This is a genomic window from Marinomonas sp. UCMA 3892, assembly GCF_012726345.1.
In the GTDB taxonomy this organism is placed as follows: Bacteria; Pseudomonadota; Gammaproteobacteria; order Pseudomonadales; family Marinomonadaceae; genus Marinomonas.
Window position 1 is genome coordinate 43,627 of record NZ_PTXN01000020.1, and the last position, 26,077, is coordinate 69,703.

Genomic DNA, 26,077 nt, shown 5'->3' on the forward strand with positions numbered 1-26,077 from the left:
TAAACTCCGCTTTCTCGTCTATTTTTGCCTCGTCTTGGCTTCGCTCGTAACGCCGCGCATAAATATCGAATAACTGAATGACAAGATTGATTTAGTAAAAACTGGAGAAAGAGTGCACTTATTAGCAGCCAAACCGGGTGGCTTTGTCGACGATGAGGGGATTGTCGATCTTGGTCAAACTCCAGCAGACTTAGTGATTTTGGCGGCGGCTGATAGTGTAATCGGCGCACTGGGTAGCGCTCTCGACCAGATCGAAGCTTTCCGTTGTTCCAATGATGGATTGGACGAAGTGCGATTACCGAGTGTTCGACTGGCCAATTGGATGCAGCTGGTCAAACCCGCTGCTTACGATTTATACGAACATAAGGTGCTCGATCACGCCAAAGTCGTGGTGGTTTCGCTACTGGGTGGGGAACATTATTGGTCCTATGGCTTCCAGCGTTTGCAAGCTTGGGCGAAGGGGAAAGCGGGGCGCACTCTTATTGTGGTTCCGGGGGACGATACGCAAGATCCCGCATTAATGAGAGCGTCTACGGCGCAACCAGAAGACTGTCATCGAGTTTGGCGCTATCTACGTGAAAGCGGCCAAACCAACTCACAGCAATTATTCTATTTCCTCGCAGATCGTTACCTTGATCAAACTTGTCCTTGGCAAGAACCCGCGCCTTTACCTAGTGCGCTAATTTATCATGCAGGTCATTCCAGTGGGTTTGCCCAATGGCAAAGTCATTATAAAGATTGCTTGGCTGAAGATCGTCCCGTTGCCATTTTGGCTTTTTATCGCTCGCATTTACAAAGCGGAAATACCGCCATGTTTGATGGCCTGATTGAGGTATTGGAGCAAGAAGGCTTGGTGCCTTTGGCTGTGGCAGTGAGTTCACTCAAAGATGATGTGTCCGTAGGCTTAATTGAATCGCTAGTGGAACGCACTCAAGCCAAAGTCATTCTAAATACCACAGGCTTTGCAGCAAATCGTGTGGGCAGCCCTGATTTATCATCCGAGCCGACAGATTTTCAATCAGCATTTGCTTCGCCCATTCCTGTACTGCAGTTGATTTTGTCAGGCAGTACTGAAGAAGACTGGCAGGGGCAAACGCAAGGATTGCGCAGTCGTGATGTGGCTATGCAGATTGTTTTGCCTGAAATGGACGGCCGCATTGTTACCCGTGCTGTGAGTTTTAAAGCCTTGAGTCATTACAACGATATCGCCCAAGTCGATTTGGTACGTTACGAATTACACCAAGAGCGAGCGCGTTTTGTTGCTCAGCTTGCGATGCGCTTCGTCCATTTAGCCTGTAAACCCAACCATGAAAAACGCATTGCTTTTGTGTTGGCAAATTATCCAACGAAAGACGGCCGTATTGGCAATGGGGTTGGTTTGGATACGCCAGCCTCGGCGGTGAATTTATTAAAAGCATTAGAAGCCGCTGGTTATCCCATCGAAAATATTCCCGATCATGGTAATGCCTTGATCGAAGAGTTACTGGGAGCTGTTACCAATAATCCCAATAGTCTGCATGAACGAGGTTGCTGGCAGAGTCTCGCCCTGGAAGACTATTTAGAGTATTTCTATCAGCTGCCGCTGGAATGCCAAAACGCGGTTTGGGATCGTTGGGGACCGCCAGAAGACGATCATAAGTGCCGCGAGCAAAATGGCCAACGTCGCATCATGTTGGCTGGGATTAGGCTTGGCGAAACCTTTGTCGGTATTCAGCCTGCCCGTGGTTTTAATTTGGATCTTGCGGCGAACTATCATGATCCAGATTTGATTCCGCCTCACAGCTACTTGGCTTTTTACTTTTGGCTGCGTCACGTCTATAAAGTTGATGCCTTTGTGCATGTGGGAAAACATGGCAACCTTGAATGGTTACCAGGCAAAGGCACGGCTTTGTCTGCTTCTTGCTGGCCTGATATTGCCCTTGGGCCAATGCCACACTTTTATCCCTTTATCGTGAATGATCCGGGGGAAGGGGCGCAAGCCAAGCGTCGAACCCAAGCGGTGATTATTGACCATCTTATGCCACCAATGACACGTGCAGAAACCTATGGCGATATGGCCGAATTAGAAAACCTGGTTGATGAGTATTATCAAGCCATGGGAATGGATGTGCGCCGTGAAAGCTGGTTGCGCGAGCAAATTCTTCAGAAAGTCCAAACTTCCCATTTATTGGAAGAGCTAACCGGTATTGAACCTGATAATGAAGATACTGTGCTGGAAGATTTGGATGCCTATTTATGTGAAATTAAAGAAGCCCAAATTCGTCATGGTTTGCATCGTTTAGGAGAGCTACCCGATGACGATAAATTGGCGGATACGCTGGTGGCCTTGTTGCGTTTACCACGAGGCAGTGACATCACTAGCCAAGGTATTCTGCACGCATTAGTGAACGATTTGTCATTGCAGCAAGACGGCTTTGACCCAATGAAAAGTGAGCGCACGTCTTGGGCAGGTGATAAGCCAGACGTCTTGCTAGCGGTAAGTGATTTGGCTTGGCGAACCCATGCCGACACCAAAGAACGCTTAGAATTGTTGGCTAAATCCTTGGTGCTTAGTCATTTGATGGGCAATGAATCAACTGAGGAATTGGCCGCCAAGCTGCCTCACACCGCCATGCTATTGGCACACAGTAAAAAGCGCCTATTAGTTGCTTTGCAACAAAGTGCGCATGATGAAATACAAGCCTTGATAATTGGTTTGGCGGGGGGCTTTATTCCACCGGGCCCAAGTGGCGCACCGACACGTGGGCGGCTCGATACTTTACCGACAGGACGCAATTTCTTCTCTGTGGATAATCGTGCCATTCCGTCTCCGGCGGCGTGGGCAATTGGTCAGCAATCGGCCGAAGCGTTAATTCAGCGACACTTACAGGAGCATGGGGATTATCCAAAAGACTTGGGATTGTCTGTGTGGGGAACAGCCACCATGCGAACTGGCGGCGATGATATTGCACAAGCCTTTGCCTTGATGGGTGTTCGTCCTATTTGGGCGGCTGGTTCAAACCGAGTGACAGATTTTGAAATTCTTTCCTGCATGCAATTAGGGCGTCCACGCGTGGATGTCACCTTGCGCGTTTCTGGTTTCTTTCGCGACGCCTTTGCCAATGTTATGCGCCTTTATGATGCTGCGGTACAAGCCATTGCCGATTATCAAGAACCAGGCAATGGCAATGTTATTCGTGCTAACGTGGAAGCGCGCAAGAGCAAATTGCTCGCCCAAGGTATAAGCGCAGAAGAAGCCAGTCGCCAAGCTTCCTATCGGGTATTTGGTAGTAAACCTGGTGCCTATGGTGCAGGGTTGCAAGGCTTGATTGACGAGCGTTGCTGGGACACCAAAGCGGATCTTGCGGAAGCTTATGTTAACTGGGGCGGTTACGCGTACGGTTCCAATAATGATGGGACAAATAATAAGGGCGAAGGGGTAGAAGCCAAAGCAGCGTTTGTTGAGCGTTTGTCGAAACTGGATGCGGTTGTACAAAACCAAGATAACCGCGAACATGATATTCTTGATTCAGACGATTATTATCAATTCCAAGGTGGCATGACTAACGCGGTCACAGAGTTTCGTGGTCAAGCACCGAGTGTGTATCACAACGATCATTCGAATCCGAGCTCACCCAAAATTCGCACTTTGAAAGAAGAGTTAAACCGAGTAGTAAGATCACGGGTACTGAATCCTAAATGGATAGAAGCCATGCAAACACATGGTTATAAAGGCGCTTTTGAAATGACCGCTACGGTGGATTATCTATTCGCTTATGATGCGACAACGGATTTAGTTGCGGATTATCAATACGAGCAAGTGACCGATCGATTATTGCTTGATCCAGACAATCAAGCCTTTATGCGCGATAATAATCCCCATGCGTTGGAGGAAATGGGCGAGCGCTTATTAGAAGCGATACAACGAGGCATGTGGCAAAACGCCGATGCTCATAAAGAAAAAATTCAATCCTTGTTGCTTGATTTAGATCAGCAGCAAGAGCAACGTCAGTGATCTTGGGCAGAAGATCTCTTGTAACCTTGTGGCTAATACCTAAACTGGTTAGCGGCAAAGATGATTTAAAGTAGAGAGAAAAAATGAGTTATAAAGAACAGGCCAAAAAGGGCATTATGATTTGTGGTCACGGCAGCCGTGATAAAGACGCGGAACGTGAATTTGGCTTAGTGGCAAAAGGACTTAAAGAGCGTTATCCAGACCTTCCTGTGGAATATGGCTTTCTTGAATTTTCTGCGCCAAATATCCATATGGGGCTAAATAGCTTGGTAAACCAAGGCGTGGAAGAAATTTATGCCATACCGGGTATGTTGTTTGCTGCGACCCATGCGAAAAACGATATTCCTTCTGTACTGACAACGTACGAAGAAAAGCACCCAGGTTTGCATATTACTTACGGCCGTGAATTAGGCCTACAAGACGACATGATCGAAGCCTTTCAAGCGCGCATATATGAATCGCTTGGCCTTGACCCTGAAAACCCACCAGAAAACTTATACGACACCATGCTGGTGGTGGTGGGTCGTGGTACGTCTGATACGTCGGCCAATGCCGAAGCCGCTAAGCTGACTCGTATCGTCAATGAAAATATGGGTTTTGGTTGGGCGGATACAGTGTATTCTGGGGTGACTTACCCATCGGTTGGTGTAGGTCTTGAAAAGCTAATGAAGCTTGGCTTTAAGCGTATTGTGGTTGCACCTTATTTCTTGTTTACCGGTCGTTTGATTAAGCGTATTCAAGGTTATGTGAACAAAGTGGCTGAAGCGAACCCAGCGGTAGAATTGATTCAAGCTCATTATCTAAGTGATCACTCTCGCGTGATTGATGCCTTTCAAAACCGTGTTGAAGAGATCATGCAAGGAGAACTGCAAACGGGCGAAGAAACCTTGATGAACTCCTTCAAGCGCCGCCTTGCTGCTGGTGAAGTGGATGTGCATCATCACCATGCGGAGTTTGTAGATCCACAAGATGATACTCAAGGCTTATCGGAATTCGATACCAAACACTTTACTAACCTAGTTCAAGCGCTCGATCATGCAGATCATGGGCACTCATTAGTATTGAAACATCATGACCACTCCCATGACCACGGTCACTCACATGATCACAGTCATGGACACTCTCATAGTCATGGACATTCACACGATCACTCTCATGGTCACAGTCATGGTGTGTACAAGCATATTGGTCACCCAATGGGACCGCGTACTATGATTGGTGAAGGGATTTGCTGCTGCTTTATGAGCCAGTTTACCGATGTAATTCTTAAAGAAGAGAAAGACAAAATCGATGGAGATTGCACGAAAACGGCTTTTGCTCATCGGTAGCTGATAGTATTTTCTAGCAAAAAAAACCAGGGCACACGCTCTGGTTTTTTTATGTTTTATAAAGCACGTTATTGAGGCGTTGTACTTTCTGCTTGTTCTGTTTCTGTTTTAATTTCAGCTGGAGCTTTTGCCTCTACTTTCGCTTCTTCTGCTTTTGATTTTTCTTGCTCAGCTGCAACTTGTTTCGCTTTAGCTGCTTTTTCCATTGTTGCTTGCTCTGCCGCTGCTTTTTCAGACCGCAAGTCTGCTAGTGATTTTTTCACATCGGCTAAACTGGTGTTAAGAGTGCTAATTTTTTCTTCTAATAATTCAGTATACGATTTTTGATTTTTCAGCTCTTTTCGTAGGTTTTGCTGCGCTTTAATAGACGCTTCTTGATCTTTTAGGTTAGCTTCAATAAATACTACTAATGCTTTTCCTTGTTCTTCGAAAGATAAATCACGACTGTCATCCGCTCCAAGCGCATTACTGGTCGCAAAAAGAATTTTTTCATAGTTGATAATATAATCTTCGTAATCTTTTTGTTGTAGTGCTTTAAGCTTTTTAACTGTTAGTGCTATTTGCTCTGCTCTTTTAATTGAGAATATTGCTTCTTCAGCTTTTAGCTCTATTTTACTGATGGATCTTGGTTCAGCAGCAACAAATGCTATTGCTGCGGTTAGTGAGGCTGATGCTTGAGATAAGGATTTTGGTGCATCTTGTGCTGTGTTTGCTTTTACCAGTCTATCTAGCTCTTTTTGAGCATCAGTAAGGTAGATTGCTGTTACTGTTTTGATTTCTAGGGCTCTTTGCTTGGCAATTAGGGCTGGTTGCGAATTAATTGCTGCTTCCACTTTATCGTTGGAAACTTGATCTACTAGTTTTTTAAGATCACCTTCTAGCTCTTTAACTGTGCTTGGAAAGTATTTTTGTGCATCAATTTTTTTGAGCTGAGTTCGATATTCAAATGCTTCTGCTAGAGCAGATAACGCCGCCGCTTTAATGTTAATAGCTTTTGTCATGTGTTCATTGAATTTACTTATACCATCTTCTGCGGCAGTAATGTTAGTTGTCGAGCTAAAAAAACCTGTACTGCTGTTTGCTTCAGAAGGGTTAAATTCAAACTTAGCGTAGTAGTCTTTGGCTTCTGTTAAAGCATCATTTGCATCTTTAATTTCTTTTGTTGCAAACCAATCTAGCTCTTCTTCAATTCCATATGTGGTTTTTTGGTTGGCCGCGTCAATGGCTTGTTTAAGATTGTTTATTTGCGTAATGGTTTCTGATTGCTTTGCGTCCGCAGCAAGGCTTGAGGCGGAATCTGGATTGGAGGCACAACCCGTAATGGTTAACGCAATTACAGCAGTCAGGGCTGCAAATTTTAGTTCCTTTATCATAATGATGTTCCTTGGCTAGATTCTAAAAAAAGGGAGAGGTGACGTTATGATATTGTAAGGATTTTGGTGTTATTGTGTAAGCCTAAAGGACTGGTATTTATTTTAATTAAATATATTTTCTTGAGATGGCTTTCTTTTGATAAAAATAACCCCGCTAATGCGGGGGTATTTTGGATGATTGATTGCTAACCTTGGTTAGTTATTAAAACGTAAAAGGGTGGTCGCCATTTTCGTCTTTAATACGAGTAGGCAAGCCCATCTCGTTTAACAAACCTAGGAAAGGTCTTGGATCAAGTTGCTCTACGTTGCGCATTTCTTTAGCGTCCCAGGTCCCATTGGCGACTAAAATGGCTGCAGCAACCGGTGGTACACCAGCGGTATAAGAAATCCCTTGGCTACCCACTTCGTTATAAGCGTCTTTGTGGTCCGCTACGTTGTAGATAAAGACTTCTTTTTCTTTGCCGTCTTTGATGCCTTTGACCACATCACCGATACAAGTCTTACCTGTGTACTCTGGGGCAAGAGATGACGGATCAGGAAGCACTGCTTTCACCACTTTAAGAGGTACGACTTCTAAGCCTTCTGCTGTTTTAACTGGTTGCTCAGACAATAGTCCTAGATTTTGTAATACGGTGAATACGTTGATGTAATGCTCACCAAAGCCCATCCAAAAACGTACGTTAGGCACATTTAAGTTTTGCGAAATAGAATGTACTTCGTCATGACCGCTCATGTAGGACGTTTGTTTTCCTACTACTGGTAGGTCATCAGTACGACTTACTTCAAACATCTTGTTGACGTTCCATTCGCGATTCTGCCAAGAATACACAACGCCGGTGAATTCACGGAAGTTGATCTCTGGGTCGAAGTTGGTCGCGAAATATTTGCCATGGCTACCCGCGTTGATATCAATGATGTCGATATCACTTACGCTGTCGAAGTAGTGGTTATAGGCAAGCGCTGCATAGGCATTAACAACACCCGGATCAAAGCCTACGCCGAGAATCGCGGTGATGCCTTTTTCTTTGCAAGCCTCACGTCGCTTCCATTCGTAGTTAGCGTACCATGGTGGTGTTTCACAAATTTTTGTTGGATCTTCGTGGATAGCTGTGTCCAAGTAAGCTACACCGGTTTCCATACAAGCTTCAAGCACTGACATGTTGATAAATGCTGATCCAACGTTAATAACGATTTGAGATTCAGTTTCCTGAATCAATTTAATCGTTGCTGGCACGTCAAGAGCGTCTAGGGCGAATGCTTGAATGCGGCCCTTTACCTTCATGCTGCCTTTGTCGAGGACACTGGATACAATATCGTCGCATTTCGAAACGCTGCGCGAAGCAATTGCGATATTGCCCAGTGTGTCATTGTGTTGGGCGCATTTATGTGCCACAACACGTGCCACGCCTCCGCCGCCAATAATGAGGACATTTTTTTTCATGGTAGTGCTTTCTCCAAAGTAGTAACTGAAGTAGAACTAAGATAAGTTCTGCTCAAAATCGTTGTAATCGAATTCCCTGACAAGTTCGATGCTGCCATCCAGTTGGCGTATGGCAATAGACGGCATTTTAACACCGTTAAACCAGTTCTTTTTCACCATGGTGTAACCCGCTGCATCTTGGAAAGATAGACGGTCGCCCACTTGCAGTGCTTTATCAAATTTAAATTCGCCGAAAATATCCCCTGCTAAGCAGGATTTACCGCAAATCATGTATTCATGTTCGCCATCACAAGGCGCCATTTTAGCGTTTTCACGGTAGATCAATAGATCCAGCATGTGGGCTTCAATAGAGCTATCGACAACGGCCAGATTTTTGCCATTAAACAAGGTGTCCAACACGGTCACTTCTAGTGTTGTACTCTTTGTAATACTGGCTTCACCTGGTTCTAGGTAAACCTGAATGTCGTATTTTTCAGCAAAACTTTTCAGGCGCTGGCAGAATTTATCAATAGGGTAGCCTTCACCAGTGAAATGAATACCGCCGCCAAGACTGACCCATTTGACTTGTTGAATCAAATGACCAAAACGTTCCTCGATAAGATTTAGCATTTCATCGAAGCGCTCAAAGCTGTTGTTTTCACAATTATTGTGAAACATAAACCCAGAAATATCGTTAATAACCGTGGCGATTTTTTCTGGATCCCATTCTCCAAGACGACTAAAAGGTCTTGCTGGATCAGCAATTAAAAATTCAGAGGTACTTACTTGAGGGTTAACACGTAAACCACGGGTCTTGTCTTTACTTACGTCTTTAAAACGATTGAATTGACCAATGGAGTTAAAAATGATTTTGTCGGAGTGATCTAGTACTTCTGCGATTTCATCATCGGAGTAGGCCACGCTATAAGCGTGTGTTTCGCCTTTGAACTTGGTTTTCCCCAATTTGACTTCGTATAGAGAAGAAGATGTGGTGCCATCCATGTAGTCTTGCATTAGGTCAAATACGGACCAAGTTGCAAAGCATTTTAAAGCTAACAGAGACTTGGCTCCAGACTGCTGGCGCACATAAGCGATCTTCTCTAAGTTCTTCAGAAGTGCTGCTTTATCAATAAGGTAATAAGGTGTCTTGATCATGGCAACCTGCCCGTTAGTCAAAACGGTGTATTCTAGTTCAAAGGAGGGGGCTTTTTCTAGCTCAATAAAGGTATTTTACAGGGCTTTTTATGACATTTTGACGACTTTTAATAGGATTTGTCTTATGCCCATCTTTCTATAGCTTATATTTCGGTCTATAAGGTGAACCGAGCAGTCATTTTTTTATTATTAAAGATAAATTTGCTGGTTTTCTAAGACATTTAACCATTCATGGGATGATTGTAATGAATAATAGGCCTCTTGCGTATTTCCCTCTATAATCCTGCGCTATAAATTATAGTCCAGAAGATCGGATCTTTTAGGATTGCGAATACTGTATTGCAGTAATCGCGTATAGACAGTTGAAAGATTTTTAAAGTGTAGAAGGAACATCTTAGTATGTTGATTTTAGTGATGGGGTTGGTAATTTTCTTTTTTGTGCATTCGGTTCGTTTAGTCGCACCGAATTGGCGTGAAAAAAGTATGGCAATACATGGTGAAATGCGTTGGAAGATGCGCTTTGGTATGATCACCTTGATTGCCGTTGGCCTGATTGTTATGGGGTATTCTCAAGCGCGCCTTGAACCTGTGTGGCTGTGGTTTCCACCTGTTTGGACGCGGCACTTGGCAGGCCTATTAGTATTGGTTGCTCTGTTCTTTGTCGGTTCCGCTTTAGTGCCGCATACCACGATGAAAAAGAAAGTGGGTTATCCAATGCTTATCGCTATTAAAATCTGGGCATTTGCTCATTTAATCAGCAACGGAAGTTTGGCTGATGTAATACTTTTCGGAAGTTTCTTGGTTTGGTCTATTGTCAGCTTTGCTGTTTATCGTCGTCGTGACCGCAAAGCAGGTGTGGTACGTGATCAAGAATCTGGCGTTCAGTTTGATTTAGCCGCTTTCACTTTTGCTATGGTGACTTGGTTTGCTATCGCTTTTTACTTACATCAGGCAATTATTGGCGTTTCACCGTTGGTCTAATGCCTTGTTAAAGAGAGCTGAAAGTTAAAGAACAAAAAATGCCCTATTCAGGTAAACCTGAATAGGGCATTTTTATTGGCATCAGTCTCTTACGTTCTGAAGTGATTGATATTTTTGGTTAGGTCATCGGCAAGAGATTTAAGCTCTTCGGCACGGGCCGCACTTTCAGCTGCAAGCGTTACTAGCTCTGTAGAGCTTTGCTGTATGTCTGCCGTGTTTTGATTGACCTCTGCGGTCACGCTTGTTTGCTCTTCTGTTGCAGTTGCAATCTGTGCTGCGCGGTCGTTGATTGTTGCAACTGATTGTTGGATTTTATCTAGGCTGTTTTTTGCCTGATTGACGTCTTCAACGCTATTGTTTGCTCTAGTATGACTTAATTGAATTTTGCCTACTGCGTCTTTAGTGATTTTTTGCAAAGACTCAATCATTTTTTGAATTTCTTCAATTGAGCTATAAGTTCGTTGTGAAAGTACTCTTACTTCGTCAGCAACCACAGCAAAGCCTCGACCTTGTTCACCAGCCCGTGCCGCTTCGATAGCAGCGTTTAATGCTAATAAGTTAGTTTGTTCTGCGATTCCTGAAATCGTCGTTAAAATGGTGTTGATGCCATCAGCGTTTTTGCTTAGATCGTTAATTACATTTGCCACCTCTTGAATATCAGCGGCCAAAGTACGGATACTTTCTTGACTTTTCAGGACTTGAGTTTGCCCTTGGTTACTGGCTGCCACGGTTTCATCTGCATTGATAGCCGTGTTGGTCGCGTTGCTTGCTATCTCTTGTGTTGCTTGTGCCATTTCATGGATAGCAGTGGCAACCATAGAGATATTATGTTGCTGCTCTTCAAGTTTTAGTGAGCTGTTTTGTGATGAGTTATGGGCTGCATTAGCTTGACCTGCTAAATCGTGTCCAATCTTTTTAAGATGGGATACAGTGCCATGCAATAGCGCGACGAATTTATTAAAATTATCCACCAAAACGGCGATTTCATCTTTTGAACTGGCGGTTAATCTTTGGGTTAAATCACCATTACCTTGAGCTATCTGGGCCATGCTGTCAGATACGCGGCGTAAATCTTTTAATAAGAATCGAGTCACTTGCACCACAACAAGTATCGCAATGAAAAGCAAACTAATCACTGCAATGGCAATGTTGGTTCCTAAACTGACAAGCGGTGCATTAAGAACGGCTTTGTCCATCATTAATCCCAACACCCATGGACTGCCTTTAATACTGCTGGCGAACATCTCCATATTTTTACCGCCGATATTTAATTCAGTAAATTTAGCTTGTTTACGAATGTTTTTGAAATAATCGTTGTTTAATTCTGGTGATAATTCAGCGGCATCTTTCAAAATGAGTTCAGTGTTTGGATGAGCAATGATTTTGCCGTCGCCGTCAAATAATACACTGTAGCCATCCCCAGCTACTTTCATTGCAAGAATGCTATCTAGCACACTGTCCAAAAATACCAAGCCACCAATGGCTCCAACAAACTTGCCATCAATAGTAATAGGTTCAACAAATGTCATGGACAGCTGTTTAGTAGAAGCGGATATATAAGGTGCTGTGACATAAGCACTGTTTTTCGTTTTTGCATCCATGTACCAGCTGCGTTTGCGAGGATCGTAGTCGGCGCTGTTTAGCGATGGATCATGGCGATACATAGCTCCATTCTCTAAACCCAGAAAGGTTAAGCTGAACTGCAAACTAGTTTGTGCTTGTTGAAGAATATTAAGTATATCTTTTTCGCTTATCTCAGGGTTTTCTTGCAAAGACGCTTCTATTTTTTGTTTAACAGCTTGCATTGTGCCAATTCGATCATTGGACCAGCTGTTTATATAGGTTGAGATAGCATTTGCTTGGGAGCTAGCTTCTGATTCTATGCGTGTGTCACTGTCTGTTTTGAAAGCGTAAAAAGAGACACCTCCGACACCAAAGGCGACAATAATAGCCACAATGATGGACTGTACAGTTATTTTAGTTTGTAGTGAAAGATGCATCCTTTTTCTCCAAGGTGTTAATTAAAGCTAATTATTGCTTAGATTGTGTATTTAGTATGTTGAGGCCATGCAATTTTCTGTTATCTAGCGTAACCTTTCTACGGTTAGGTAATCACTTGATAGTTTTGATACTTTTGAATCTTTCTGTTATCGTCCGCGACCCTTTTCTATTAGCGATAACAGGTAAATATTAGATGATTTGTGGATTTGATTACGGAACATCAAATTGTGCATTAGGAATTGTGCAAGATTCGGCTGTGCGTTTGGTCGCTTTAGAAGGAGAACATGCCTTTTTACCTTCTACTTTATACGCTTTAGATCGAGACTTGATTACCGAAGCGGTCGGAAGAGGCCTTCAGGATATTCATTCAAGACAAGCTTTCGCAGAATTGCGTATGAATGCTTTAACACGGGCCAAGCGTGCACGTTATGAAGAAGATATTGCAGATGAAGACCAAACGTTATTTTTTGGGCGCGCTGCGTTTGACGAATACTTTCAATGGCCTGAAGAAGGCTACTTCGTAAAATCGCCTAAGTCATTTCTAGGTGGCGCTGGACTGCGTTCCGAGCATATTCATTTCTTTGAAGACGTTGTGACTGTGATGATGCAGAACATCAAACAGCGCGCCGAAAAAAACTTGGGTGCAGAAATTACTCATACCGTTATTGGTCGTCCTGTCAATTTCCAAGGTCTGGATGCTGAAGTTAGTAACCGCCAAGCGCTGGAGATTCTAACGACAGCAGGTAAGCGAGCTGGTTTCAAAGAAATCGAATTTCTGTATGAACCTATTGCTGCTGGTTTGGATTTTGAAGTGAAACTGGCTGAAAATAAAACCGTATTAGTTGTGGATATTGGCGGTGGTACAACGGACTGCGCCATGGTGCGTATGGGCCCTGACTACCTCAAAAAAGAAGACCGTAGTAGTGATTTTCTGGCTCACACTGGTGAGCGAATTGGTGGTAATGATTTAGATATACAGATTGCAGGCAAACACTTTATGCCGTTATTTGGTATGGATTCGCTACTTAAGACGGGGTTGCCAATGCCTACTCAACTGTATTGGAATGCAGTCACAACGAATGATGTGTCTGCTATCGCGACTTTTAATAGTATGGAAACAAAGAATCAAATAAATCAGTTACGCATAGATGCTGCGCAGCCAAAATTGATTGAGCGTTTCTTGCGCATGCGAGAAGAAAAACATAACTATCATATCGTGCGTAGTGCAGAAGAGGCGAAAATTGCTTTATCTGATGCCCAGAGTTACCTTGCCGCATTGGATTATATTGAAGCAGAGTTAACCGCCACTGTTAGCCGTGAGGAACTGACGAAGTCAATTGCTTCACCTTTAGAAAAAATGCTGAACTTGATGGTTACGGCGATAGAGCAGGCTGGTGAGAAACCAGATTTAATCTATATGACAGGTGGTTCGGCAAAATCTCCAGTGATTCGTGAAGCCATTCAACAGCGGATCGGTGATATACCAGTATTGGATGGCGATCACTTTGGAAGTGTTGCTGCCGGATTAACTGTTTGGTCTGAACGTATTTTTAGATAAGAAAGTGTGAGTTAAAAGATACAAAAGAAACGAGTAGGCATGGGCTACTCGTTTTTTTTGTTTTCGGTGCTCTGTCATAGCTAAAGCTGTCACGCTAGAGCTTATAGCGTGAACCGATTTATTGATGACTTCAATTTATCTAACACTTCTGAAAGCGTTTTGGTGGTGGCCATCATTTCTTTTACACCCTCAGCCGTTTCGTTCGACACGTTGCGTATATTGGCAATGTTTTCATTTACGCCGACTGCAACAGCAGATTGCTCTGTGACAGAGCTAGCAATATTGATAGACATAGTATTTATCAAACTCACTGATTTCGTTACTTTCATTAGTCCTTTGCTTGCTTCCATTGCTTTTCCTGCATTTCCTGCGGCTTGATCTCGTCCATTAATAACTTCAATTGACGCTGTTTTAGACAATTTTTGCAGCTGCTCTATCATACCTTCAATCTCAGAAGTTGCATCTTGGGTTCTAGTGGCCAATGTACGGACTTCGTCAGCAACAACGGCAAATCCTCGGCCTTGTTCACCCGCACGAGCAGCCTCAATGGCTGCGTTAAGAGCGAGAAGGTTGGTTTGTTCTGCAATACTGCGAATCACCTCTAAAACAGAGCCAATATTGACACTTTCTTTTTCTACTTCTTGCATGACTGAAGATGCATGGTTAATTACACTTGCTAGACTTTGCATATCTTGAGCAACATCATCCACAACTTGAGTTCCCGTTCTGGTTTCTTCATCTGCTTTTTGTGTCTCATTAGTTGTTTCTGTCACATGTTGAGAAACATTTTCTACGGCAATGACCATTTGGCTCATTGCCGTCGCAACTAAGTCTGTTTCTAACTGTTGTTTTGCCATACCTTTAGAGGCTAATGTCGCAGTTTCTTGTACTTTATGGCTCGAGCTAGCAAGCAGTTCCATACTGCTTCTAACTTCCATTTGCATGGCGCGTAACTGTTTTATGGTATTTCGACCGTGTTCGAAAAGAGTCGCTATTTCATTGCGACTATGGTGTTGATTAGTCTGTCCGTTTTCAAACAAATGTGTGGAAAGATTGCCGTTCCCCAGTTCTTGTAAATCTTGGCTGGCGCGTTTCAATGGCGAAAGAATGCGCTGTGTTATGTAGGCAACGAGAAAGACAAGAATAAGAGCACAAATCACTGAAATAATAATTAAACTATTACGAACTGAGTCTGCTACAAGGGTAAACTCTTTAATTGGTCCCCCAGTTATAATTGCCCAATCCCAGTTATCAGAATGGCTAAATGTCATGATGTTTTTCTGTGTTGTTTCATTAACAGTTTGTTCGGTGAAGAAGGTACCAGTATCTTGGCTTTTCATGAACTGTAAATGTTTTTCAGCGTTTGCTAAGCCCAGTTCAGTGAATAACTTGTTTTTATTTTGTGAATCAATAACGACTCTGCCGAAGTCTTTACCTTCTTTTAAGTTAATGACAGTGGCTTTACCTGTTTTGCCATAGGACAGGCCATTGATTTCTTTTTCTAAACTTTTTAATCCTTCCGTGTAATCAAAACCAATATATAAAATACCTATTACTTTTCCTTTTGCATCTTTAAAAGGAACGTATTTGGTCATGTAATTGCGGCCGAATAATGTGGCAGGACCTGCATAAGTTTCACCATTGATGAGGCTTTGATAGCCTGGATGGCCTTTACCTAATAGGGTCCCGTATGCGCGTTCACCATCTGCTTTTTTTAGTGATGTACTGACACGAAGGAAATCATCACCATAGCGAATGAATACGGTTGCCGTTCCACCCGTCATGCTAGTGAATTGGTCTGGCTTGCTAAAGTTTAGGTTAATGGTTTCGCCAGAATTGGTTGCTAGGGGGCTATCGTACTCGCCAATTTTTACTGTCTCAGAATCGCTTACGATGATCCCATTTGGAAAAAGAGTGAAGAATATATCGGCTAATCTATCTGTATTGCTTTTTAGGCTTTCATAATAAAAATCGAGCAACATGTCACCTTGACTGGCGCTGGTCTGTAATTCATGTTCAATACTTTGCATAAAGCCTGCAGAAGACTTTTTTGTTGCAAGCCAGCTTAGTGCGCTAAAACAAATTATTGAGACCAAGAAGACAGCAGTGGCTAGTTGTCGTGTAATGGGCATGGCTTTGATTTTCTGCATCATGAGTAATTCCTTTTTGATATAAGCGTGTTCAAGCAGATTTAGATAGCATTGATGATTGTATTTTTAGTACGAAACAATACTTATCCTAGTCCTAGTCCATAAAATGGCTACTATGTAAAAGGTTTGATCATCCTTGGTTATTTTCAAAAGCACTTTATAAAAAGGTAAGAAAGCGTTTATCGGTTTCTTACCTTTGGAGGTTTATCAAGTCTTGTTCTCGTGTCTAAGGGTGAGTTTTCTCAACGTGATGTTTTTCACTGACAGGACGAATCATTAGGTTGGCAAAGAAGCCAGCAATCAATAAGCCAGCCATCACATACATGGTTGTATTATAGAGACTTGATGTAGGATCAATCGTTCCAGCTGGTGCGATTTCCATTAATTTGGCAACAGTTACGGACTTCGCTGCGATGAGCTCGTCTAGCTGAGATACGGACGTGTTAAATTTTTGTTCAAATGCAGCAGGATCGATTTTGTTGACCAAATCGTGAATCGCATTTTCTACCGATAGGTTTCTTAAATAAGTGATAACAAATGGCCCTAGTACACCAGCTGTTGACCATGCAGTAAGCAATCGACCATGTATGCCGCCAACGTGTAGTGTGCCAAAGATATCCGCTAGATAAGCTGGGATAGTGGCAAATCCACCGCCGTACATAGTGAAAATAATCATAGTTGCTGCGTAGAACATAACTAACCAAGTAACGGAAGGGTCAGCACTTACCGCTGAAGCTGCGTACGGAATAGAAAGGTATAAAATCGTTCCAAGTACGAAGAAGCAATGGTAGGTGTTTTTACGCCCAATGAAATCGGATGTAGATGCCCAAAAGAATCGACCGCACATATTAAAAACAGAAATCATTAATACATAAGTGCCTGCAAAGCTTGCTGTGGCGATAGTCGGAAGGGTAGAGCCAAAAATCTCTGTCATCATGGTTTTGCCGATACCGATTACACCAATACCCGCGGTCACGTTGAAGCATAATACAATCCACAATAGCCAAAACTGAGGCGTTTTTAATGCCTGGTCAATATGGACATTGTTACGGCTAATCATAGCGTTTGCCGCATCTTTTGCTGGTGGTGTCCAACCTTCTGGTTTCCAATCTTTAGGAGGAATACGGTAAGCAAATGCCGCGACCATCATAATAATGAAATACACAATACCAAGAGTTAAGAAAACACTGGCAGCACCTGTATTGCCTGTACCAACCACATAAACGCCTGCATCACCAGGTATTGGAAGTTTTGCCGCCTCAGAGGCGCTGGCAACAACAACTTCTAGTTTTCCGCTTGCCATTTCTGCGAAACGTTTACCACCTTCGGTAATTAGATTGACGGCAGATTCTGGCCCTAGGTAGGTTGGCGCGATGGCAAATTTCTCTAGTAAAAAGGTGTTTAAAGGTGCGCCAATCATAGCACCACCACCAAACCCCATAATCGCCATACCTGTCGCCATGCCGCGTTTATCTGGGAACCAGCGAAGTAATGTTGAAACAGGGGATACATAACCAAGCCCTAAACCACAGCCACCTAGTACACCATAACCTAAATACACCAACCATAGTTGATGGGTGGAAATACCCACACTGCCGATAATAAAGCCGCCTCCCCAAAGGAATGCGGCGGTTACACCAACACAACGAGGGCCAACCTCTTCAAGCCATTTCCCTGCAATCGCAGCAGATAAACCAAGAAAAACAATCGCTACAGAGAATATCCATACCACGCTACTCAGGCTCCAGTCTTGCGCAGCACTGCTTACAACACCAAATTCCTTCGTTAATGCAGGATTAAAAATACTCCAGGCGTAAACAGAGCCGATACATAAGTGAATGGCGATTGAGGCGGGTGGAACTAACCAGCGATTAAAATTTGGAGAGGCAATTATTTTATCTTTCATTAAAAAGGATAAGAGAGTGCGAATCAGGTTCATAGTCTGTGTCCTTGCATACAATGTTATTGTTGTTTTAAGCTTTTTGTACAAATCCTTACAAAATGATTATAAGTTTTTTAAATGAAAAGAATATAAGTATTTGTTAAATGTTGACTGATCAGATGAATTTTTTACATCCAAACAACCTTGATAGATGGAGGTGGGAGTTTTTTAAAATCTATAAGATTAGGGGAAGTGGATGGTGTTACTAACTTTAATTTTTTCATCATTGAGCAAAGATAATGCTGATATAATGTTTATTCACTAAACATTTTATACGGAGTATGTATTTGTTGAACAATGTATTTATCCAGTTCAAGGCGCTTTTTGCCTGGAGCGATGTAAAGCGTCCTTGGCATCTTGCTGTTCTTGCTGCTGTATGTGTCGGTATTCCTGCCTTAATTGGCGCTGCGACAGAGCAATTTGCAATCGCTACGCTTTCGAGTTTAGGGGCAATGATTATCTTGTATCTACCTAAAACTCGTACTGCACATCGCATGGTGACGCTAGCTATGTGCTCATTTGGTTTTATGGTGTGTTTTGCCGTTGGTTCTCTCTCTAGTTTTAACCATTATGTTGCCGCTTTGGCGTTAGGAATATTGTCATTTGGGGCGATTGTTATTACTCGGTATTACCGTTTAGCTCCTCCTGGCAGTTTCTTTTTTATACTTGTTTCGGCTTTGGCTATTTATTTACCCTTTGATTTAAGTCGATGGTCATCGAATATTGGCATGGTAGCTTTAGGAGGGATGCTGTCATGTGGTCTTGCTTTTATTTATAGCATAATGACTGGAGCAAATGATTTACCTACAACTAAAGTAGAAACAGACCCACAAGTAAACGCCATTATATTAGAAGGGGCGTTAGTCGCTTTCTTTATTGCATTTGCTTATCTCCTTGCTGTTTTATTAGCATTACCTAATGCGCTTTGGGTGCCTATTTCTTGTGCGGCTATTTTGCAAGGTGCTACGTATCGAATGATTTGGCATCGAAATGTTCACCGTATAGTTGGGACTGCAATTGGCATGGGCGTCGCTTGGTGTTTATTCTCTCTTCACCCTAATTATTGGGTTTTGGCATTAAGCATGATCTTCTTTCAATTTGTTGTGGAATTGTTGATCGTAAAAAACTATGGCGCAGCGGTGATTTTTATTACGCCTTTAACCGTTATTATGGCTGAGATTACCAGTGCCGATATGAGTACGGCTGTACTACTAGAACATCGGCTGGTGGATATTTCTATTGGTAGTACCATCGGTATTTTAGGCGGTACTATCTTTCATCGAACTTCTTTACTTAAAAGTATTGAGTCAAGAATGAATGCACGTAGCTCATTATCAGGGCGTAAACCTTCTTAGTATTCTTCTAAATACCAACCTAAATGAATGCCTTTCTTCTTTGTATGAAAGGCATTTGTTTTACCATCAAATTTTGTCTCACTTTAGTTGCTTAAATTCAAGTTAAACCGTACGCTTCGAATCTCTGGTAATCGGCTATTAATCCTGCATTAAGATAATGAATACCAGTTCTTGTGAAGGTGCCCTCACGGGTGAAACGGGAAACAGGTGCGCTCTTTGTTAAGCAACCCCTGTACTGCCCCCGCAACGGTAAATAAGTGATGTATTTTTATCGCTTCCACTGTCCATTGATAGAAATATCTTTGAATGGGAAGGGACGAGAGTTTTAGAAATGCAGATCTGCCAAACACTTATCAGTCCGGAGACCGGCCTTTATTGATTAGGGCTTTTTCTGACGGCAATCTTTGTCATGTGAAAGTCTGCTAATTTGAATCATACGGGTGAGTATGAAGCATATTTTGGAGGCACATAGTGCATATTGAACCTGGCGTCGTTGATGGCGCAAAAATCGTTTTGAGTTACGCTACGGCGTTGGCCGCTTTTGGCTTTTCAGCTAAAGCTTCTATCGATATGATCAAAAAAGACGGCTTTATGTCTTTAATCGGTCGCAGTACTTTGACCACTCTTTTTGTTTTTGCTTTTTTTGAGTTGTTACCTCATCACGCTGTTGGTGTGTCTGAAGTGCATCTTATCTTAGGTTCAACGTTGTTTCTTATTTTTGGCTCAGCAGCGGCTTCGATTGGCTTGATATTAGGTTTGCTAACGCAAGGCGTGTTCTTTGCTCAGTTTGACCTGCCTCAATATGGCATGAACGTTACGACCTTATTGTTGCCTCTGTTTGCCATGTCTGCTGTTGCCCGCCGTACGATTGCTGAGAATACGGCCTATGTCGATATTAGCTACAAGCAAGCATTAAAGTTGTCTCTAACTTATCAAGGCGGTATTGTCGCTTGGGTGGCTTTTTGGGCATTTTATGGACAAGGTTTCGGTGCCGAGAACATGGCGTCTGTTGCGACGTTCGGTATGGCTTACCTTAGTGTTGTACTGATCGAGCCTATTTTAGATCTTGCCGTATTGGCTGGGGCGAAAAGCCTACATCGTTTTAAGAACTCGTCTTTGTTTGAAGCGCGTTTGTTTAACTAGTTTTTATAATTGTTTTAAATACCCACTTTGTTTGCTTATTAATGCTGTAACGAAGTGGGCATTTTTTATGATCGGCGTTTATATCGACCATGCTCGTTAACAAATTCCAAAAAAGCTCGGTTGGCTTTCGATAAGTAACTGTCTTTGCGCCAAGCAATACCAAGATCTAGCCAGATTGGAGGATCAAAAGACCGAGTGATTAGGTCATCGTCTTCTTCAATCACCATGGCGAGTAAAGTTGAGATACCAAAGCCTTGCTGAGTAATGGACTTGATCAATGGAATCAAATTAGTTTCAAAACCAATTTTGGGCGTTTTTTTACAGGCTTTAGCCAGCTTATCGACGATACGGCGATGAAAGTAACCTTCCTTAAACATCACAAGCTCTTCATCGAAAAATGCCTCAGGTGAGATTTTTTCTAGTTGGCTGAAAGGGTGATCCGTTGCTATTGTGACGAGCATTTCTTCTCGGATCAGTGCTTGAGTTTCTAAACCATCGGGGAGCGTTTCAGCAACAATAACACTAAGATCTAATTCGCCATTTTCGAGCATTTTTTGCAGTTGCCAAGTTCCGCCTTCTATTACTTTAAGTGTAATGGTTGGATATTTATGACGAAATGCCATCAGAATGGGTGGAAAGTAGTAGGAGCCTAGCATACTAGGAATACCCACTCGTACTTCACCTTGGCTTAAACCTTTTAGCTCGCTCATTTCTAATAAGGCATCATCGGTAGCTTGAATGATTTTTTCTGCATGTATCAGCAGCTTTTTGCCTTCGTCAGTTAGACCAATATTTCGATCTGCCCGATGGATTAAGGTTAGCCCCAAATCCGCTTCTAGTTTTTTAACTGCCATACTAACAGCAGGTTGAGCAACGCCAAGCTGCTGGGCTGCTTTGGTAAAGCTTTCTGTTTTTGCGATGGCAATGAAATAACGTAACGGTTTAATGTCCATCAATAACCTTTATGGATTGGATAAAATGAATATATTTTATTGATAAAATGGCGAGGCGTATAGTATCGCAATAATATTTGTTTGATTCGTTTTTGATGTCTGTGGAGTTTTTGCTGTGATAGAAGTAGGTAGTTCGGTATTTTGGCGAGGAACCTTGGCTCTAGTCATTGGCTCTTTTATGATTTTTGCCAATGTGTACGTGACGCAGCCTTTGTTACCCATGATCGCTAATGAGTTTTCTATTAGTCCACTACAAGCTAGCGGCAGCTTTACTATCACAACGCTGACTTTAGGCATTTCCTTGCTTTTCTATGGGCCGATTTCAGATGCCCTAGGTCGTAAAGGCATTATGGTAATGACCATGGTTGGCATTACTTTAACCACCTTTTGTTTGTCTCTAGTACAAAGCTACGAGTCATTATTGGCATTGCGTGCTCTGCAAGGTTTTTTTCTAGCTGGGTTGCCTGCCATTGCTGTTGCGTATTTGGGCGACGAATATACACCTGAAGCCTTGATGGTTGCCGTTGGTTTATACATCAGTGGCAACACGTTAGGCGGCATTGGTGGTCGTCTGATTGGTGGTTTTGTTGGTGAATGGCTAGGGCGTTCTGCAACCTTTGGGGTAATGAGTGCTATTAGTTTGATTTGTTTATTGGCCTTTTTCTTTTTATTACCCAAATCACAACATTTCGAAGCAAAACCGCTACGCGTTGGTTATATCATGATGAACATGAAGAGCCATCTGCAGAATCGTCGCTTATTAACCAGTTATTTCATCGGTGGTTTTAGCTTCTTTATTTTTATTAACCAATACAGCTACGTGACTTTCGTTTTGGAAGCTGCGCCTTATAACTTAACCGCTAAATATGTTGGCTTGCTTTTCCTTACCTACTTGTCAGGCACATTGGGTTCAGCTATTTCAGGCAAGCTTGCTAAGCGCTGGAGCCAGCCAAATATTATGGTATTAGGTACCTGCATATTCATGTTTGGTTCTTTAGTCACCCTTGGTGATTCATTGTTGGCTATCATAGCAGGCTTATTGATAAACAGCTTTGGCTTCTTTTTGTGTCATTCAACGACTAGTAGCTTTGTGAGCCGCAATGCCAAACACGCCAAAGCCAGCGCATCTTCCTTGTATCTAGTGTTTTATTATCTAGGTGCCAGTCTTGGTGGCTTTTATCTTGACCCTTTCTGGCAAGCTGACGGTTGGGCTGGTGTGATTATCGGCTCTTGGTTGGTATTGGGTGTCGTTGTATTGGCGGGGATTAGCTTGATTAAAAGCAATAGACGAGCGGCAGAGGTAAACCTTGTGCGTTAAATCACTTCGTCAAAAATGTTTGGGGCAATAAAATACATTAGGTATATGTTGTTCTGGTCTTTGATGAAGGTCAGAGAATTAAGTTGCTCTTTCAAAGGCGTCTTGGGTAAGATAACACTCGATATTATTACTTTGAAGGGAATCATGTTTTACCTGTTATGGAATAGACAAATTAAGCTTGCCTATCTTGGCTTGATGTCGATGATATTGCTGACATTGGGGCCTCTTGTCGGTCAGTTGACTATTCCGAACATGTCCTCCATGCCCATGTCTGCAATGTCGATGATGCAGATGTCAGGGATGGCTATGTCCTCTCATGTTGGCCATGATCATTCTAAAATGGTCATGGCCGTGTCGACATCACACTCGGATCATGGCGCGGTTATTACAATGGACCACGCTTGGGATGAAGCCTGTGGTTACTGCTCTTTTTTTGATCATTTTCCTTTTTTAAGTATTAGTATTCCTAGTATTGTTTTCAATGGTACCGGTTTAATCTCTACGCCTATCGAATTTATTCGATCGGCGTTCAATTCAGACTCTCTTTTCCTACATGCGTTAAAACGTGCCCCTCCTTATCTACGAGATGAATTAATAATTATCTGATTAAGGGCATTTTTTCGATGTTTGCGTTTGCTTATGACATCGTTAAAAGCCCTCTAATATTTAAAGTCTATGTAGAGAAATAACAATGTTTGAAATAATACATTGCGGTGACGTACGTCCGCAGAATAATGCACGCATCATGAATAAACCAATATTAAATCATTTACCTTTGGCGTCTGTATTGGCACTTTTGGGTTGCAGTTTTACTGGTTTTGTCCATGCAGAAGAGGTGCTTGGAGAGAATGTAAACTTAAGCAATGCGATAGTGATTACGGCACCACAGTTAAAATCTCCAGTAACCACTAACATTGATTTAGATGAAACGCCGGCATTGCAATCGGCTTCTGACGGCGCTTCGGTATTGACTCAGATTCCAGGTTTTTCAGCACTTGGTAATGGAGGTACAAATGCTGACCCGACTTTTCGGGGAATGTTTGGTTCACGGCTTGCTATTTTGACGGACGGCGCTCAAATGTTAGGGGCATGCCCTAACCGTATGGATAATCCGAGCTCATATATTAGCCCAGCGTCTTATGATGCAGTTAGTGTGGTTAAAGGTCCTCAGACTGTTTTGTGGGGAGGTGGAAACTCCGCCGCGACAGTGCGTTTTGAACGCAAGCGTGAAGATTTTACAAATAAGAATAGCCGTTTTGAAGCTAGTTCCATGGTTGGAACATATGGGCGTTTTGATCGACGCTTAGAGGGAGCTGTTGGTAACGAAAAAGGTTATATCCGTGTTGAGGCAAATGAATCTGAGGCCAATGATTATAAAGATGGTAATGGGGATGTAGTTGCTTCTGCCTGGGATAAATGGAACGCCAATATCGCTTTGGGTTGGACCCCGGATGAAGATACTTTGTTAGAAGCCGAGTTTGGCCGTGGTGATGGCTATGCTAAGTATGCTGGTCGCGGTATGGATGGCACTAAATTTCTACGTGAAACCGCAGCGTTACGTTTTGAAAAGAAAAATCTTTCGTCCAACTGGAGTAAGGTTGAAGCACAGTTGAACTATGGTTATGCAGATCATGTGATGGATAACTACAGCTTACGTCCTGTCTCGAGTATGGGAGGAATGGGTGGCATGTCCATGAGTGGTAAAATGCGCAGTGAGCTAGATCGTCGAACTCGAAGTGGGCGAGTCGCTTCGACTTGGGATTGGGATGCTGTTAGCGTGATTGCTGGTGTTGATGCAAAGCATGAAGTTCATCGTAAAGGTATAACGAGTAACTCGGATGGAAAAGAAGATTATTCTCAGCACCAGGCCGGTGTCTTTTCCGAAGTAACTTGGTTTTTGGAAGATGAGCGCCGAGTGGTTACAGGTTTGCGATTTGATCATTTTAGAGTAACTGATGAAAATGATAGCACTGCAACCGCAGGCGAAACGCGCCGTAAAAACCTTACTAATGGGTTTGTGAGAATGGAGAAAGACCTAAGTTCTTTTCCTGCTACGACTTATATTGGGTTAGGCTATGCTGAGCGTTTTCCTGACTATTGGGAAATAAAGCCAAGCAACTCGAGTTTGTCGGGAGCATTGAATGCCTTTGATGGTGTGCAGCCAGAAAAAACTACTCAAATCGATGTTGGTCTGAATTACAAGACAAAAGCGGTCAGCTGGTGGGTATCTGGTTATGCCGGTATTATTCAGGATTATATTATTTTTGATTATTCAGGCTCTACGAAGGTAGGTAACGTAGACGCTTATATTGCAGGTGCAGAAACTGGAGTGCGATATCAGCTTGATGATTTGTGGAGTGCTAATGCTTCTCTGGCCTACGCATGGGGGGAAGACAGTGATAATAATGATCCGCTACCACAAATATCACCGCTTGAAAGTAAGTTTGGCTTAACGTATGAGCAAAGCGCATGGACAGCGAATGCCGTGTTACGATTGGTTGCAGCTCAAAATCGCATATCAGAAGATCGAGGCAATGTGGTGGGTTATGATTTCAGTAAATCAGCTGGTTTTGGCACTATGGATATCAACGCAGAATACCGAGTGACTAAAAATGTGACTTGGCGAGCAGGGATCGATAATTTGCTGGATAAAGCTTATACCGAGCATCTTAATAAAGCAGGTAACTCTGTATTTGGGTATGCAGCGGATGAATCTTTTTATCAACCAGGACGTATGATTTGGATGAGTATTAGCGCTAAATTCTAGTACAGATCAGCATCGGTAGAGCGAGGATATTCGCTTTACTGATGCTGTTTTTAGGCTATAACATCAGACTAATTAAATTCGTAATTTGGTTTATCTGTAATCGCCTAATTTATATTTTGTAATAGGCTCGATTATGTTGTCTTGTTTATCAATAAACTCTTCATACGGCGACGTTAATTCCTCAGTATGCTTTACATCCATCTCAGTATAACTGTCACAGATTTTTGTCTTCCATCGTGGAAAGACCTGACTCAATCTGAACTAGGTCATAGAATCAACTCAAACTAATCGTAACCATTGCCGTGAGTCAGGATAAGCTAGTAGTTTCTGTTCGGATTAATATAGAAAAAACTGCTTTGGGTATAAAAACTTGCGAGCTAACTTTCATTAAAATTGGTCTTATTTCGATATTCCTTATTGATTGCTAATTGTTGATTGTTATAAAAGGCACAATCTTGAAATAATTATTGCTTGGGTTAAGAAGTTGGTTGAATGTGCTTTGGAGAATAGTCTTCTTAATCAGATAAAAATTGATGTTTTTTAGAGAACATATTTTTATTAAACCTTTGTAATATCAAAATTCATTAAGAAAGCAGCATAGCTATAAGCAAGTTAGAGTTGTGTTTTTTAACCTTGTTT

16 protein-coding genes and 1 riboswitch are annotated in these 26,077 nt (G+C 42.5%); of the genes, 9 read left to right on the plus strand and 7 right to left on the minus strand.

Annotation, left to right across the window (positions count from 1 at the left end; translation table 11 throughout):
* Positions 1 to 112: 112 nt before the first annotated feature.
* Both cobN and B6N13_RS20635 read left to right on the plus strand, forming a co-directional pair.
* The gene (gene cobN, locus B6N13_RS20630; protein WP_169460460.1) at positions 113 to 3,994 is read left to right on the plus strand and encodes a cobaltochelatase subunit CobN; all 3,882 of its coding nucleotides are present in this window, start codon (positions 113 to 115) and stop codon (positions 3,992 to 3,994) included.
* A gap of 83 nt (positions 3,995 to 4,077) precedes the next feature.
* Entirely contained in the window at positions 4,078 to 5,322 is a 1,245-nt protein-coding gene (locus B6N13_RS20635) for a sirohydrochlorin chelatase (RefSeq protein WP_169460461.1), read from the plus strand.
* A 68-nt stretch (positions 5,323 to 5,390) separates the two neighbouring features.
* Here the strand turns inward: B6N13_RS20635 and B6N13_RS20640 are convergent, their stop codons facing one another.
* From B6N13_RS20640 to nspC, 3 genes are all read right to left on the minus strand, one after another.
* On the minus strand, positions 5,391 to 6,695 hold the full coding sequence (locus B6N13_RS20640; protein WP_169460462.1) for a hypothetical protein: 1,305 nt from the start codon (positions 6,693 to 6,695) through the stop codon (positions 5,391 to 5,393).
* A gap of 202 nt (positions 6,696 to 6,897) precedes the next feature.
* The gene (locus tag B6N13_RS20645) at positions 6,898 to 8,136 is read right to left on the minus strand and encodes a saccharopine dehydrogenase family protein (RefSeq protein ID WP_012069094.1); all 1,239 of its coding nucleotides are present in this window, start codon (positions 8,134 to 8,136) and stop codon (positions 6,898 to 6,900) included.
* Positions 8,137 to 8,172: 36 nt separating this feature from the next.
* Complete coding sequence (gene nspC / locus B6N13_RS20650) at positions 8,173 to 9,270, minus strand: carboxynorspermidine decarboxylase (protein ID WP_169460463.1); 1,098 nt, start codon at positions 9,268 to 9,270, stop codon at positions 8,173 to 8,175.
* Between the two features lie 399 nt (positions 9,271 to 9,669).
* Here nspC and B6N13_RS20655 point away from each other — a divergent pair, with 399 nt between their 5' ends.
* Positions 9,670 to 10,251: an NnrU family protein gene (locus B6N13_RS20655; RefSeq protein WP_169460464.1), complete on the plus strand. Its 582-nt coding sequence runs from the start codon at positions 9,670 to 9,672 to the stop codon at positions 10,249 to 10,251.
* A gap of 89 nt (positions 10,252 to 10,340) precedes the next feature.
* On the opposite strand, the gene B6N13_RS20660 is transcribed toward B6N13_RS20655, so the two are convergent.
* Entirely contained in the window at positions 10,341 to 12,251 is a 1,911-nt protein-coding gene (locus tag B6N13_RS20660) for a methyl-accepting chemotaxis protein (protein WP_012069097.1), read from the minus strand.
* Between the two features lie 194 nt (positions 12,252 to 12,445).
* On the opposite strand from B6N13_RS20660, the gene yegD reads away from it, so the two are divergent.
* A complete protein-coding gene (yegD, locus tag B6N13_RS20665; protein ID WP_169460465.1) occupies positions 12,446 to 13,810 on the plus strand; it encodes a molecular chaperone in 1,365 nt (454 codons plus the stop codon).
* Positions 13,811 to 13,911: 101 nt separating this feature from the next.
* On the opposite strand, the gene B6N13_RS20670 is transcribed toward yegD, so the two are convergent.
* Positions 13,912 to 15,963, minus strand: a complete 2,052-nt coding sequence (locus tag B6N13_RS20670) for a methyl-accepting chemotaxis protein (RefSeq protein WP_169460466.1) — start codon at positions 15,961 to 15,963, stop codon at positions 13,912 to 13,914.
* A 223-nt stretch (positions 15,964 to 16,186) separates the two neighbouring features.
* Positions 16,187 to 17,899 carry an OFA family MFS transporter gene (locus tag B6N13_RS20675; RefSeq protein WP_012069100.1) on the minus strand — a complete coding sequence of 571 codons (1,713 nt, stop codon included), beginning with the start codon at positions 17,897 to 17,899 and terminating at the stop codon, positions 16,187 to 16,189.
* A gap of 290 nt (positions 17,900 to 18,189) precedes the next feature.
* Between B6N13_RS20675 and B6N13_RS20680 the strand changes: the two genes are divergently transcribed.
* Positions 18,190 to 19,257 (plus strand): FUSC family protein, encoded by a 1,068-nt coding sequence (locus B6N13_RS20680; RefSeq protein ID WP_157035944.1) that lies wholly within the window; start codon positions 18,190 to 18,192, stop codon positions 19,255 to 19,257.
* Between the two features lie 160 nt (positions 19,258 to 19,417).
* A riboswitch (cobalamin riboswitch) is annotated at positions 19,418 to 19,646 on the plus strand.
* An 82-nt stretch (positions 19,647 to 19,728) separates the two neighbouring features.
* Positions 19,729 to 20,400 carry an energy-coupling factor ABC transporter permease gene (locus B6N13_RS20685; RefSeq protein WP_012069102.1) on the plus strand — a complete coding sequence of 224 codons (672 nt, stop codon included), beginning with the start codon at positions 19,729 to 19,731 and terminating at the stop codon, positions 20,398 to 20,400.
* Between the two features lie 65 nt (positions 20,401 to 20,465).
* On the opposite strand, the gene B6N13_RS20690 is transcribed toward B6N13_RS20685, so the two are convergent.
* Positions 20,466 to 21,353, minus strand: coding sequence for a LysR family transcriptional regulator (locus B6N13_RS20690; protein ID WP_169460467.1), 888 nt, complete (start codon positions 21,351 to 21,353; stop codon positions 20,466 to 20,468).
* A 115-nt stretch (positions 21,354 to 21,468) separates the two neighbouring features.
* Between B6N13_RS20690 and B6N13_RS20695 the strand changes: the two genes are divergently transcribed.
* The 3 genes from B6N13_RS20695 to B6N13_RS20705 all read left to right on the plus strand — a co-directional run bounded on the left by B6N13_RS20695 (position 21,469) and on the right by B6N13_RS20705 (position 25,438).
* Complete coding sequence (locus B6N13_RS20695; RefSeq protein WP_169460468.1) at positions 21,469 to 22,671, plus strand: MFS transporter; 1,203 nt, start codon at positions 21,469 to 21,471, stop codon at positions 22,669 to 22,671.
* 144 nt (positions 22,672 to 22,815) lie between these two features.
* Positions 22,816 to 23,277, plus strand: a complete 462-nt coding sequence (locus tag B6N13_RS20700; RefSeq protein ID WP_012069105.1) for a DUF2946 domain-containing protein — start codon at positions 22,816 to 22,818, stop codon at positions 23,275 to 23,277.
* Between the two features lie 85 nt (positions 23,278 to 23,362).
* Positions 23,363 to 25,438 carry a TonB-dependent copper receptor gene (locus B6N13_RS20705; RefSeq protein ID WP_169460469.1) on the plus strand — a complete coding sequence of 692 codons (2,076 nt, stop codon included), beginning with the start codon at positions 23,363 to 23,365 and terminating at the stop codon, positions 25,436 to 25,438.
* The last annotated feature ends 639 nt before the right edge of the window (positions 25,439 to 26,077 follow it).

Bases quoted from the DNA above. Each gene is read 5' to 3' on its own strand.
- B6N13_RS20670 (WP_169460466.1), bottom strand. From the start codon at position 15,963: ATGATGCAGAAAATCAAAGCCATGCCCATTACACGACAACTAGCCACT.
- B6N13_RS20675 (WP_012069100.1), bottom strand. From the start codon at position 17,899: ATGAACCTGATTCGCACTCTCTTATCCTTTTTAATGAAAGATAAAATA.
- B6N13_RS20645 (WP_012069094.1), bottom strand. From the start codon at position 8,136: ATGAAAAAAAATGTCCTCATTATTGGCGGCGGAGGCGTGGCACGTGTT.
- B6N13_RS20700 (WP_012069105.1), top strand. From the start codon at position 22,816: ATGTTTTACCTGTTATGGAATAGACAAATTAAGCTTGCCTATCTTGGC.
- nspC (WP_169460463.1), bottom strand. From the start codon at position 9,270: ATGATCAAGACACCTTATTACCTTATTGATAAAGCAGCACTTCTGAAG.
- B6N13_RS20690 (WP_169460467.1), bottom strand. From the start codon at position 21,353: ATGGACATTAAACCGTTACGTTATTTCATTGCCATCGCAAAAACAGAA.
- B6N13_RS20660 (WP_012069097.1), bottom strand. From the start codon at position 12,251: ATGCATCTTTCACTACAAACTAAAATAACTGTACAGTCCATCATTGTG.
- B6N13_RS20705 (WP_169460469.1), top strand. From the start codon at position 23,363: ATGTTTGAAATAATACATTGCGGTGACGTACGTCCGCAGAATAATGCA.
- B6N13_RS20635 (WP_169460461.1), top strand. From the start codon at position 4,078: ATGAGTTATAAAGAACAGGCCAAAAAGGGCATTATGATTTGTGGTCAC.
- B6N13_RS20640 (WP_169460462.1), bottom strand. From the start codon at position 6,695: ATGATAAAGGAACTAAAATTTGCAGCCCTGACTGCTGTAATTGCGTTA.
- B6N13_RS20655 (WP_169460464.1), top strand. From the start codon at position 9,670: ATGTTGATTTTAGTGATGGGGTTGGTAATTTTCTTTTTTGTGCATTCG.
- yegD (WP_169460465.1), top strand. From the start codon at position 12,446: ATGATTTGTGGATTTGATTACGGAACATCAAATTGTGCATTAGGAATT.